The following is an 11,578-nucleotide window of genomic DNA, read 5'->3' as shown; positions in this document are numbered from 1 at the left end:
ACTCGCGGGGGCCCATGACGTAGGAACCAAGACAGGAGGCAATCCGTGAGCGCGACCGCGGACCACGCGGAGGAGCGGACCAACCCCGCCGCAAGGCTGGGTTTCCAGCCCGGGCAGGTGGTCCAGGAGCTCGGCTACGACGAGGACACCGAGCAGGAACTTCGCGAGGCCATCGAGGCCGTCACGGGCACCGAGCTGGTCGACGAGGAGTACGACGACCTGGCCGACGCCGTGCTGCTGTGGTTCCGCGAGGACGACGGCGACCTGACGGACGCGCTGGTGGACGCCATCTCGCTGGTCGACGACGGGGCGCCGATCTGCCTCATGACGCCGAAGACGGGCCGGGACGGCTACGTCGAGGCGAGCGAGATCGGCGAGGCCGTGCAGACGGCGGGCCTCCAGCAGACGAAGCCCATGAACGTCGGCAAGGACTGGACGGGCAGCCGGCTGGTCACCCCGAAGACGAGCCGCGCCGGCAAGGGCTGAGCCCCGGCGGTGCCGAAGCCCCCCGTTCCCCCGGCCCGCACCGGGTGGGACGGGGGTCCGTGCGGCACAGGGCATAGGGTGTGGCGAGGCACGTTCCATCGTCTTCTCCCATCGGAGGATCACGCCCCATGGCCATCGCGGTCGGCACCAAGGCCCCGGACTTCCAGCTCAAGAACCAGCACGGCGAGACGGTCTCCCTCAGCGACTTCCGCGGGGAGAAGAACGTCGTCCTGATGTTCTACCCGTTCGCCTTCACCGGTGTGTGCACCGGTGAGCTGTGCGCCCTGCGCGACGAGCTCCCGCGCTTCGTCAACGACGACGTGCAGCTCCTCGCCGTCTCCAACGACTCGCCGTTCGCCCTGCGCGTCTTCGCCGAGCAGGAGCAGCTCGGCTACCCGCTGCTGTCGGACTTCTGGCCGCACGGCGACGTCTCCCGGGCCTACGAGGTCTTCGACGAGGAGAAGGGCTGCGCGGTGCGCGGCACCTTCATCATCGACAAGGAGGGCGCCGTCCGCTGGACCGTGGTGAACGGTCTGCCCGACGCGCGCGACCTCCAGGAGTACGTCCGCGCCCTGGACGCCATCGCCCAGGGCTGACGGCCCCCCTGAGCCGTAGGCCGGTTCCCGGCCGCCGTCCTCTGGGCGGCTCGGGAACCGGCACCGGCCCCGGATCGTTGTCGTCCCGGACGGCACCCGGTCCCGGTCGGCCCCCGCCGAGCCGGCCACCAGCCCGAAACCCCATCGACAGCGGCCGGGGTGGGAACTCCCGGCCTCGCACCTCTGGAGGACGCGTGGGAGTCAGCCTCAGCAAGGGCGGCAACGTCTCGCTGACCAAGGAAGCCCCGAACCTGACGGCCGTCCTGGTGGGCCTGGGCTGGGACGCCCGCACCACCACGGGCGCCGACTTCGACCTCGACGCGAGTGCCCTGCTGGCCGACGGCCAGGGCAAGGTCCTCAGTGACCAGCACTTCGTCTTCTTCAACAACCTCACCAGCCCCGACGGCTCCGTGGAGCACACCGGGGACAACACCACGGGCGTGGGCGACGGGGACGACGAGGCGCTCAAGGTGAACCTCGCCGGCGTCCCGGCCGACGTGCAGAAGATCGTCTTCCCGGTCTCCATCTACGAGGCCGAGACGCGGCAGCAGAGCTTCGGCCAGGTGCGCAACGCCTACATCCGTGTGGTCAACCAGGCGGACGGCAAGGAGCTGGCCCGTTACGACCTCACCGAGGACGCCTCCACCGAGACGGCCATGGTCTTCGGCGAGCTCTACCGGCACGGCGCGGAGTGGAAGTTCCGCGCCATCGGCCAGGGCTACGCCTCCGGCCTGCGCGGCATCGCCCAGGACTTCGGCGTCAACGTCTGACGCCCGGCGCCGACGCCCACGGCGTGGTGGGCACCGCGGCCCGGGGCGCCGCTTCCCCGTGCCCGGGGCAGGCGTCACCCCCTCGCGGTGCCCTCCTACACTTCGGCGTGAACCTCACGCGTTCCGGGCCGCGGACCGTGAGCCGTGCTCGGGCCTAGGGGCTGGCACGGAAGACCTCCGTGCGACAGATTGGGTAAGCAGTGGTTCTGAGAACCTTCGGGTGGTCCTTCGGCGTGACAGCCGTAGGCCTGGCCTTCGCGGCCTTCTTCTGGGGCTGGGAGGGGTTCGCCGTCGTCGCGATCCTCTCGATCCTGGAGATCTCGCTCTCCTTCGACAACGCCGTCGTGAACGCCGGTGTGCTGAAGAAGATGAACGCCTTCTGGCAGAAGATCTTCCTCACCATCGGCATCCTCATCGCCGTGTTCGGCATGCGGCTCGTCTTCCCCGTGGCCATCGTCGCCATCACGGCCGGTGTCGGTCCCGTCGAGGCCGTGGATCTCGCGATCAGCGAGCCGGACACCTACGAGCAGATGGTCACCGACGCGCATCCGTCGATCGCCGCCTTCGGTGGCATGTTCCTGCTCATGATCTTCCTGGAGTTCCTGTTCGACGAGCGGGAGCACCGGTGGATCGGCTGGCTGGAGCGCCCGCTCGGCAAGCTGAGCGGCGTCAACGCGCTGTCGGTGTGCCTGGCCCTGATCGCCCTCCTCGCCTCGGCCACCGCGCTCGCCCCGCACGCCCACCAGTACGCCGGCCACGCGGACAAGACGACGACGGTGCTGCTCTCCGGGATCGCCGGTCTGATCACCTACCTCATCGTCGGCGGGCTCTCCGGATTCTTCGAGAACAAGCTGGAGGAGGACGAGGAGCGCGAGCACGAGGCCGAGGAGGCCGCGCGCCGCTCCGGGAAGAAGGTCACCGCCGTCGGGGTCGGCGGCAAGGCTGCGTTCTTCCTCTTCCTGTACCTCGAAGTGCTCGACGCCTCCTTCTCCTTCGACGGCGTCATCGGCGCGTTCGCGATCACCAACAACATCTTCTGGATGGCGCTGGGTCTGGGCATCGGCGCGATGTACGTCCGTTCGGTCACCGTGTACCTGGTCCGTCAGGGCACGCTGGACGACTACGTGTACCTGGAGCACGGCGCCCACTACGCGATCGGCGCCCTGGCGGCCATCCTGCTGGTCACGATCCGCTACGAGATCCACGAGGTCATCACCGGCCTGATCGGGGTCACTCTCATCGGGCTCTCGTTCTGGTCCTCGGTCCGCTACAACCGCCTCCACCGCGGTGAGGCGGGCGGCGGGGGCGGAAGCCCGTCGCAGGAGGAGCGCGTCACCTCGGGAGTCTGAGCACCGCTCGATCCGGCCGCCCGCGGCGGGTGTCGCGGCGGCCGGATCGCGGAAGCCTCTGAGCGGGGCGGCCGTCCGCACCGGACGGCCGCCCCCTTCGTGATCGACGAGTCGGGACCGGGATTGGGGGCAGGGATGGTCTCCCTGTGGGAGCACTGGCGCAGTGGTGTCGGCCGAGGGCGCGGGCCGAAGTTCGACACCGTCGGCGGCCCGTTGAGCTATGCCGTGGAGCTGACGCGCAGGCATCCCCGCGTCTCGCTCTCCCAGGAGGGCGCCGACAGCGGCACGCTGCGGGTCACCCTCTCCTGGCGGATGCGCAGTTCCGACCTGGAGGAACGGACGCGGCGGCGGTTCTCCCTGCGCAATCCACTCCAGCTGCTCAGGCCGGAACCGGTCAACGCGCACACCCAGGGCATGGTCAACGTCGACCTGGACCTGGCCTGCATGTACGAGCTGACCGACGGCTCCAAGGGCGTCGTCCAGCCGCTGGGCGGCTTCCTGGGCGCCATGCACGAGCCGCCGTACGTGAAGCTCAGCGGCGACGACCGGTTCGGCACCGGCTCCGGCGAGATCATCTACGTCAACCTCGACCACGTCGAGGAGATCAAGCGGCTCCTGTTCTTCGTCTACATCTACGACGGCACCCCGGCGTTCGACCGCACCCACGCCGTCGTCACGCTCGTGCCGAGCAACGGCCCGCAGGTGGAGGTGGGGCTCGACGAACGGGCGCCCGACGCGCGGTCCTGCGCCGTGCTGATGATCGAGCGGGACCGCAACGGCGACCTGGTGGCCCGCCGGGAGGTGCGCTACGTCTACGGCTTCCAGGCCGACCTGGACCGGCTCTACGGCTGGGGCATGACCTGGGGGCGTGGCTACAAGTCGCCCTCGGGCCGCTGACCCGGGCCAGCCGTCCCGCGTCCGCCCGTCTCCCGGCCCGGTTGCCGCTGTCCCCGGGCCTCGTGCACGCCGCCTTGCCGCGCCCGCGCCCTTGCCGACCTCCGGGGTCCTTCGCGCACCTCTCTCGCGACGTCCGCTCCCTGCCGTCCGCTCCCTGCCGTCCCCCCGCCGTCCGTGCCGACGCCGTGCCCGCCGCTGCCCCAGCGGCGCCGCCCCCGCCGGTCCTTCCGCGGGGGCGGCGTCGTGCTGCACGGAGGCGCGTCACCGTACAGGCGATTTTCAGTCACCTTCTGGCCGCTACCGAGTGCGTGGCATGTCCACGCTGTGCATTCGGCGCGCTGTCGAAAATGGCGTGAACCGCTCAACGGTCAAGAAAATTCCGCACCAGGATGTTTCCACGCTGTAACTTCTTTGCTCTGCGTCCATTTTGACCCCTTCGCTTATCGGGCCTGTTCGGTTCTGACCGAATGACATGAACAGGCCATAGCCTCCGGGGCGGCACCGAGGAAATCCCTCGCGTGCCCTACCCCACAAGGAGTGCTCATGGCACGCTCCCTGCGCACAGCCCGCTCGCGCAGAACCCTCGCCGCCGCGTTCGCCGTGGCCGGCGCCCTGGCCTTCACCCCCCTCACGGCTCCGGGGCAGACCGCCGCCGCGGCCCCCGCCGCCGAGGACTGCGTCGAGACCCCCGGCGCCCACAGCGACGCCCGCAAGCCCGCCCCCGGCCACGAGCAGGGCGGGAACGGCAAGGCCGAGCCGAACGAGGTGTCCGCCGCCAAGGCCGCGGCCATGGACAAGGACCTGCGCAAGCGGCTCGGGGAGCGGCGGCTCGACGGCCGCCAGGGCGCCATGGCCGCCTCCGCGTCCGTCACCATCCCCGTCTACTGGCACGTCATCCACGACGGCAACACCGGTCTGATCAGCGAGCAGGACGTCGCTGCCCAGATCGACGTGCTCAACGACGCGTTCGCCGGCGTCGGCGAGGGCAACGCCGCCTCGCCGTTCCAGTTCTCGCTCCAGGCCACCGACTTCACGGACAACGCCACCTGGTTCAGCGCCGGCTACGGCTCGCAGACCGAGGCCGAGATGAAGGCCGCCCTGCGCCAGGGCGGCCCCGAGTCGCTCAACATCTACTCCACCGACGCGGACGGCCTCCTCGGCTGGGCGACCTTCCCCAGTTCCTACCAGAGCAACCCGTCCGACGACGGCGTCGTCCTGCTCCACTCGTCCCTGCCCGGCGGCTCCACGGCCAACTACAACGAGGGTGACACCGCCACCCACGAAGTCGGCCACTGGCTCGGGCTGTACCACACGTTCCAGGGCAACGGCTGCAACGGCAAGGGTGACTACGTCGACGACACCGCGGCGGAGCGGGACCCGGCCTACCAGTGCCCCGAGGGCCGTGACTCCTGTAAGCGCCAGGAAGGGCTCGACCCCATCCACAACTTCATGGACTACACCTACGACTCCTGCATGTACCAGTTCACGCAGGGTCAGGTCGTGCGCATGAACGAGCACTGGACGGCGTACCGCGCCTGACGCTCACCCAGAGCCCGAGGGCGGCCCGGCCGAGCCCGGCCGGGCCGCCCTCGGGCCGTGCTCAGCCGTACCGGGGAGCGAACTGCGGTCCCTGCGGGGGCAGGGTGAACGCCGAGCCGCCCACCGGCTGCGGAGAGCCGTAACCCGGGCGGTGCCCGGCGCCCGGCTGCTGGGGCGGCACCGGCGGATACGCGGGCGGCTCCGGCGGTGGGGACGGCGGCTGCGGCACCGGGCCCGGCGGCTCCGGCTCGGGGGCCGGCCCGGGGGACGGGGGAGACGGCTCCGGGCTGGGCGGCGGCACCGGCTCCGGCTCCGGAACGTCCGGCTCCGGCGGCGGCGTCGGCACCGTGCCGTGCTCCGACCCGGCCCGCGGCTCGGACTCCCGGGGCCGTGGCACCGGTTCGGCCTGCGGTTCCGCGCCCCCGCCCTCGTCCACCGAGACGCCGAACGCCGTCGCCAGGCCCACCAGCCCGCTGCTGTAGCCCTGCCCCAGCGCCCGGAACTTCCAGCCGCCGCCGCGCCGGTAGAGCTCGCCGCAGATCAGGGCCGTCTCCGACCCCGTCTCCGGCCGGATGTCGAAGGACGCGATGGCCGTCATCCCGGCCGACTCCCGCACCAGCAGCCGCAGCCCTCCGGCCACCTCGGCGAACGTGCCGCCGTCGGCCGAGGCGGTGAGCATGATCCGGTCCACCGTCGGGTCGAGCGAGGCGAGGTCTGCCTCCACGGTGTCCGCGAGCCCCTCCGGCTCCCGGGTCTTGGCCAGGTGGCGCACCAGCCCGGAGGGATGCCGCGGCTGGTTGTAGAAGACGAAGTCGTCGTCGGACCGCACCCGGCCGTCGGCGCCCAGCAGCAGCGCCGAGGCGTCGATGTCCAACCCGGCCGGAGCGCCCGACCAGCGCAGCACGGCCTGCACGGTGGCGGCCCGCAACTCGATGTTGGAGCCCTTCGCCATCACCTGCGTCATACGGCCATCCTGCCGAGCCCGTGACCGGCAGGGCAAGCCGGACGGGCCACCGGTGTCCCCGGGCCGGCGAGGACGGCCAAGCCCGCCGTCCGGAAACCGGGGATTCGCCCTGCGGTACCGTGATATTCACGGTCAGGGGAACTCCCGAACGGGTCCCGCACGTACGATGAACCGGCCGGGGCCGCCGCACCACCCGGTGAGCACCTGCGATACGGGGGATCCATGCGCCACTTCGGACACCTCTCACCGTCCGAGCGCCGGGCGCTCTTCCACCACGAACCCGTCGAGTTCACCCGCGAGTCCACGGCACGGACGCTCGCCGTGGCGCTGGGGGCGACCTTGTACAGCCCCGCCACCCGCCCGCGGCTCGCCGACGACGTCCGGCGGCTGGCCCGGCGCGGCGTCGTCTCCATGGTGCTCTGCCTGGAGGACTCCATAGCCGACGGCGAGGTGGCGGAGGCCGAGGAGAACCTCGTGCGCCAACTCCGCACCCTGCACCGCGGAGCCACGGGGGCCGTGCGGTCCACCGAGAGCTCCGCGCCGCTGCCGCTGCTGTTCGTCCGGGTCCGCGAACCCGGACAGATCACCACCCTCACCGAACAGCTCGGCCCCGCGGTGGGCCTGCTCTCCGGCTTCGTCCTGCCGAAGTTCACCGAGGACCGCGGCGTCCCGTTCCTGGAGGCGCTCACCCGCGCCGAGGGCGAGCACGGCGTCCGGCTGTTCGCCATGCCCGTCCTGGAGTCCCCCGAACTGCTCCACCTGGAGACGCGCGCCGTGACGCTGGCCGGCATCGCCCGCGCCGTGGACAAGTACCGCGACCGCGTGCTGGCCCTGCGGCTCGGCGTCACCGACTTCTGCTCCGTCTACGGCCTGCGCCGCACCCCGCACATCACCGCGTACGACGTCGGCCTCGTCGCCACCGTCATCGCCGACGTCGTCAACGTGCTCGGCCGCGACGACGGCACCGGATGCACCATCACCGGCCCCGTGTGGGAGTACTTCCGCCTCTCCGAGCGCATGTTCAAGCCGCAGCTTCGCAGCTCGCCCTTCCGCGGCCGCGGCGCCGACGAACTGCGCGCCGAGCTGATCGAGCACGACATGGACGGGCTGCTGCGCGAGATCCAGCTCGACCGCGCCAACGGCCTCCAGGGCAAGACGTGCATCCACCCCTCGCACGTGGCCCCGGTGCACGCCCTCTCCGTCGTCACCCACGAGGAGTACAGCGACGCCACCGACATCCTGCACCCCGAACGCCACGGCGGGGGAGTGCTGCGCTCGGCGTACACGAACAAGATGAACGAGGTCAAACCCCACCGGTCCTGGGCCGAGCGCACCCTGCTGCGGGCCGAGGTCTTCGGGGTCGCCCGCGAGGGCGTCGATTTCGTCGACCTCCTCGCCGCGGCCACGCACGAACGCCGGTGAACGGAACAGGACGGGACGAACACGTGATCTGGACAGGCACCTGGACGGCCGAACGGCTCGGCGTCGAGCTGAGCGGAGAGGGCATCCGCGACCTCCTCGGACTCGCCGTGCGCCGCAACCCCAAGCGCGCCCACCTGCTCGTCTCCCAGGTGCTCGGCAAGCACGTCCCCCAACGCCCCGACGTCGTCTACGGCACCGGGCTCGGCCTCGGCCACCGCGTCAGGGAGCTTCTCGGCGAGGCCGACACCGCCCGCGCCGTCGTCCTCGGCTACGCCGAGACCGCCACCGGCCTCGGACACTGCGTCGCCGACGGCCTCGGCCACGCCCCCTACCTCCACTCCACCCGCCGCCCGGTCCCCGGCCGCCCGCGGGCCGCCGGGTTCGAGGAGGAGCACTCCCACCACACCTCCCACCTGCTGCTGCCCGCGGACCCGGAGCTGCTGACCGGCGACGGCCCGCTCGTCCTCGTCGACGACGAGTTCTCCACCGGCCGCACGGTGCGCAACACCATCGCCGCGCTCCACCGCCACCACGCCCGCGACCGGTACGTCGTCGTCGCCCTGACCGACATGCGCTCGGCCCAGGACACCGCGGCCCTGGAGAAGTTCGCCGCGGAACTGGGGGCCCGCATCGACGTCGTGGCCCTCGCCGACGGCACGCTCACCCTGCCGCCCGACGCGCTCGACCGTGCCGCGGCCCTCATCGCCGAGGCGGAGGCGTCCGCGCCGGCGGCCGCCGCCCAGGGAACGCCCGACGCCTCCAGCGCCCCCGGCGACGTCGTGCGCGTCGAGCTGCCCTGGCCCGCCGGACTGCCCGAAGGCGGCCGCCACGGCTTCACACCCGAACACCGCGCCCGGCTCGAAGCGGCCCTGCCCGCCCTCGCCGACCGCCTGGCCGCCGCCCTGCCCCCCGGCGCCCGCCGCGTCCTCGTCCTCGGCACCGAGGAACTGATGTACGCCCCGCTGCGCCTCGCCGACGCCCTCACCGGCTCGGCGGGTGCCGGGGGCGGAGGCGGCGGCGTCGGCGAGGACGTCGAGGTCAGGTACTCCACCACCACCCGCTCCCCGGTCCTCGCCGTCGACGACCCCGGGTACGCCATCCGGCACCGGATCACCTTCCCCGCGCACGACACCCCCGCCGACGGCCCCGGCCCCCGGTACGCCTACAACGTCCCCCCGCGCGGCCACCACCGGGAACCCGCCTTCGACGCCGTCGTCCTCCTCACCGACACCGCGGGCGACACCCCGGCCCTCCACGCGTCCGACGGCCTGCTGGCCCGTCTCGCCGCCCGCACCGGACGCGTCGTCTGGGCCGCCCTGCCCTCCGCCGCCCCGCTGCCGCCGCCCCTGCACGGCCCGGACTTCTCCTCCTACCCGGCCCAGGACTGCCGCTGGCTCCTCCAGGACCTCTCCGACGTCACCCTGGAGGCGCCCACCGAGGAGCGCGAAGAGGCCATCCAGCGAGGCGGCGCCCACTACGCCGAGTCGCTGCCCGTCGAGTACCGGCCCAGCCCCGAATACCAGCGGCTCTTCCACGCGGCCCTCGACGTCTCCGCCGCCCGGGTCGCCCGCGCCGTCGGAGCCGTCACCGAGACCGTCCTCGCCGAACGCGGCCCGCGCCCCGTCCTCGTCTCCCTCGCCCGCGCCGGCACCCCCGTCGGCGTCCTCATGCGCCGCTGGGCCCGGCACGCCCACGGGCTGGAGCTGCCGCACTACGCCGTCTCCATCGTCCGCGGCCGGGGCATCGACACCACCGCCCTGCGGTGGCTCGCCGCCCACCACGACCCGGCCGACGTCGTCTTCGTCGACGGCTGGACCGGCAAGGGCGCCATCACCCGCGAACTGACCGAAGCCCTGCGCCCGTTCCCCGCCTTCTCACCCGAACTCGCCGTCCTCGCCGACCCCGGCGGCTGCGTGCGCACCTACGGCACCCGCGAGGACTACCTGATCCCCTCCGCCTGCCTCAACTCCACCGTCTCCGGGCTCGTCTCGCGCACCGTCCTGCGCACCGACCTCGTCGGCCCCGGCGACTTCCACGGCGCCAAGTTCTACCGCGACCTCGCCGCCGACGACCTCTCCGGCCACTTCCTCGACACCGTCGCCGCCCACTTCCCCGACGTCACCGCCGAGGCCACCGCCGACGCCCGCGTCCTGCTCGCCGCCGACCGCACCCCCACCTGGGACGGCTGGCGCGCCGTCGAGCGCCTCAGCGAGGAGTACGGGATCGGCGACGTCAACCTCGTCAAACCCGGCGTCGGCGAGACCACCCGGGTGCTGCTGCGCCGCGTCCCCTGGCGCGTCCTCGCCCGCCGCGACGCCGGCGCCGACCTCGACCACGTCCGCCTCCTCGCCCACCAGCGCGGCGTCCCCGTCGAGGAGACGGACGACCTGCCCTACACCTGCGTCGGGCTCATCCACCCCCGCTACACCCGCGGCGCCACCGGCGGCGACGGAAAGGCCGTCTCATGACCCCCGTACTCGTCGCCAGCGACCTCGACCGCACGCTCATCTACTCCGCCGCCGCGCTCGGCCTCACCATGCCCGACGCCGAGGCCCCCCGACTCCTGTGCGTCGAGGTCTACCAGGCGGCGCCCCTGTCCTACCTCACCGAACGCTCCGCCGCACTGCTCGCCGAGCTCGCCGGACGCGCCGTCCTCGTCCCCACCACCACCCGCACCCGCGAGCAGTACCGCCGCATCCACCTGCCCGGACCGACCGCACCCTTCGCCATCTGCGCCAACGGCGGCCACCTGCTCGTCGACGGCCACACCGACCACGACTGGCACCGCACCGTCCGCACCCGCCTCGACGACGCCTGCGCACCCCTCGACGAGGTCCGCGAGCACCTCCGTCGCACGGCCGACCCCGCCTGGCTGCTCAAGGAACGCACCGCCGAGGACCTCTTCGCCTACCTCGTCGTCGACCGCGCCCTCATGCCGGCAACCTGGGTCAAGGAACTGGAGGCCTGGGCCGCACCGCGCGGCTGGACCGTCTCCGTCCAGGGCCGCAAGGTCTACGCCGTCCCGCGCCCGCTCACCAAGAGCGCAGCCGTCGCCGAGGTCGCCCGGCGCACCGGAGCCACCCGCACCCTCGCCGCCGGGGACTCACTCCTCGACGCCGACCTGCTCCTCGCCGCCGACGCCGGCTGGCGCCCCGGCCACGGCGAACTCGCCGACACCGGCTGGACCGCCCCCCACATCACCGCCCTGCCCGAGCGCGGGGTGAGCGCGGGCGAACGCATCCTCCGCGAGGCCCTGCACGCCGTCTCGGGCTAGGCTCCCGGCGGCCCCCGTCCCCGGCGCCCGTCCCGGGCCTCAGCCGCAGCAGCCGCCTCCGCAGCAGCCCCCGCCGCCCCCGGACGGAGCGGCCGCCGCCGCACCCGCCGACGCCGTGCCGCCGACCGCGACCGCCGACAGCAGCTTCACCGTGTCCGCGTGCCCCTCCGGGCAGGACGCGGGCGCACCGGACTCCGCCATCGGGCGGCTGACCTCGAACGACGTGCCGCACTCGCGGCAACGGAACTCATACCTCGGCATACCCGCAGGATAACCGCGGC

11 protein-coding genes are annotated in these 11,578 nt (G+C 72.7%); 9 read left to right on the top strand and 2 right to left on the bottom strand.

All coding sequences use genetic code 11. The annotated features are described in order from the left end of the window. Positions 1-45 precede the first annotated feature (45 nt). The 6 genes from O7609_RS05070 to O7609_RS05045 all read left to right on the top strand — a co-directional run bounded on the left by O7609_RS05070 (position 46) and on the right by O7609_RS05045 (position 5,637). On the top strand, positions 46-486 hold the full coding sequence (locus O7609_RS05070; RefSeq protein WP_269733710.1) for a DUF3052 domain-containing protein: 441 nt from the start codon (positions 46-48) through the stop codon (positions 484-486). Positions 487-614: 128 nt separating this feature from the next. Continuing rightward, on the top strand, positions 615-1,082 hold the full coding sequence (locus tag O7609_RS05065) for a peroxiredoxin (RefSeq protein WP_269733709.1): 468 nt from the start codon (positions 615-617) through the stop codon (positions 1,080-1,082). Positions 1,083-1,276: 194 nt separating this feature from the next. Beyond that, the gene (locus O7609_RS05060; protein WP_269733708.1) at positions 1,277-1,852 is read left to right on the top strand and encodes a TerD family protein; all 576 of its coding nucleotides are present in this window, start codon (positions 1,277-1,279) and stop codon (positions 1,850-1,852) included. 200 nt (positions 1,853-2,052) lie between these two features. Continuing rightward, positions 2,053-3,201, top strand: a complete 1,149-nt coding sequence (locus O7609_RS05055; RefSeq protein ID WP_269733707.1) for a DUF475 domain-containing protein — start codon at positions 2,053-2,055, stop codon at positions 3,199-3,201. Between the two features lie 135 nt (positions 3,202-3,336). After that, positions 3,337-4,098, top strand: coding sequence for a Tellurium resistance (locus O7609_RS05050; protein WP_269733706.1), 762 nt, complete (start codon positions 3,337-3,339; stop codon positions 4,096-4,098). A gap of 543 nt (positions 4,099-4,641) precedes the next feature. Further along, positions 4,642-5,637: a zinc metalloprotease gene (locus tag O7609_RS05045; protein ID WP_269733705.1), complete on the top strand. Its 996-nt coding sequence runs from the start codon at positions 4,642-4,644 to the stop codon at positions 5,635-5,637. 61 nt (positions 5,638-5,698) lie between these two features. On the opposite strand, the gene O7609_RS05040 is transcribed toward O7609_RS05045, so the two are convergent. Continuing rightward, positions 5,699-6,601: a TerD family protein gene (locus O7609_RS05040; protein ID WP_269733704.1), complete on the bottom strand. Its 903-nt coding sequence runs from the start codon at positions 6,599-6,601 to the stop codon at positions 5,699-5,701. A gap of 222 nt (positions 6,602-6,823) precedes the next feature. Between O7609_RS05040 and O7609_RS05035 the strand changes: the two genes are divergently transcribed. Genes O7609_RS05035 through O7609_RS05025 form a run of 3 tightly spaced genes read left to right on the top strand, consistent with a single transcriptional unit; the run spans position 6,824 to position 11,297 of the window. Then, the gene (locus tag O7609_RS05035) at positions 6,824-8,023 is read left to right on the top strand and encodes an HpcH/HpaI aldolase/citrate lyase family protein (RefSeq protein ID WP_269733703.1); all 1,200 of its coding nucleotides are present in this window, start codon (positions 6,824-6,826) and stop codon (positions 8,021-8,023) included. Positions 8,024-8,046: 23 nt separating this feature from the next. Next, the gene (locus O7609_RS05030) at positions 8,047-10,491 is read left to right on the top strand and encodes a phosphoribosyltransferase (protein ID WP_269743130.1); all 2,445 of its coding nucleotides are present in this window, start codon (positions 8,047-8,049) and stop codon (positions 10,489-10,491) included. Beyond that, positions 10,488-11,297 carry an HAD family hydrolase gene (locus tag O7609_RS05025; RefSeq protein WP_269733701.1) on the top strand — a complete coding sequence of 270 codons (810 nt, stop codon included), beginning with the start codon at positions 10,488-10,490 and terminating at the stop codon, positions 11,295-11,297. The genes O7609_RS05030 and O7609_RS05025 overlap by 4 nt, the downstream gene beginning before the upstream one ends. Before the next feature lie 39 nt (positions 11,298-11,336). Here the strand turns inward: O7609_RS05025 and O7609_RS05020 are convergent, their stop codons facing one another. Next, entirely contained in the window at positions 11,337-11,558 is a 222-nt protein-coding gene (locus tag O7609_RS05020; protein ID WP_269733700.1) for an FmdB family zinc ribbon protein, read from the bottom strand. Between the last annotated feature and the right edge of the window lie 20 nt (positions 11,559-11,578).

It is taken from the genome of Streptomyces sp. WMMC1477, from assembly GCF_027460245.1.
In the GTDB taxonomy this organism is placed as follows: domain Bacteria; phylum Actinomycetota; class Actinomycetes; order Streptomycetales; family Streptomycetaceae; genus Streptomyces.
Note: the sequence above shows the minus strand (reverse complement) of the source record. Positions and strands in the feature narration are given on the sequence as shown.

What these genes read in the sequence shown, in the direction of transcription:
- O7609_RS05065 (WP_269733709.1), top strand. Translation starts at nt 615, where the DNA reads ATGGCCATCGCGGTCGGCACCAAGGCCCCGGACTTCCAGCTCAAGAAC.
- O7609_RS05050 (WP_269733706.1), top strand. Translation starts at nt 3,337, where the DNA reads ATGGTCTCCCTGTGGGAGCACTGGCGCAGTGGTGTCGGCCGAGGGCGC.
- O7609_RS05045 (WP_269733705.1), top strand. Translation starts at nt 4,642, where the DNA reads ATGGCACGCTCCCTGCGCACAGCCCGCTCGCGCAGAACCCTCGCCGCC.
- O7609_RS05040 (WP_269733704.1), bottom strand. Translation starts at nt 6,601, where the DNA reads ATGACGCAGGTGATGGCGAAGGGCTCCAACATCGAGTTGCGGGCCGCC.
- O7609_RS05035 (WP_269733703.1), top strand. Translation starts at nt 6,824, where the DNA reads ATGCGCCACTTCGGACACCTCTCACCGTCCGAGCGCCGGGCGCTCTTC.
- O7609_RS05025 (WP_269733701.1), top strand. Translation starts at nt 10,488, where the DNA reads ATGACCCCCGTACTCGTCGCCAGCGACCTCGACCGCACGCTCATCTAC.
- O7609_RS05020 (WP_269733700.1), bottom strand. Translation starts at nt 11,558, where the DNA reads ATGCCGAGGTATGAGTTCCGTTGCCGCGAGTGCGGCACGTCGTTCGAG.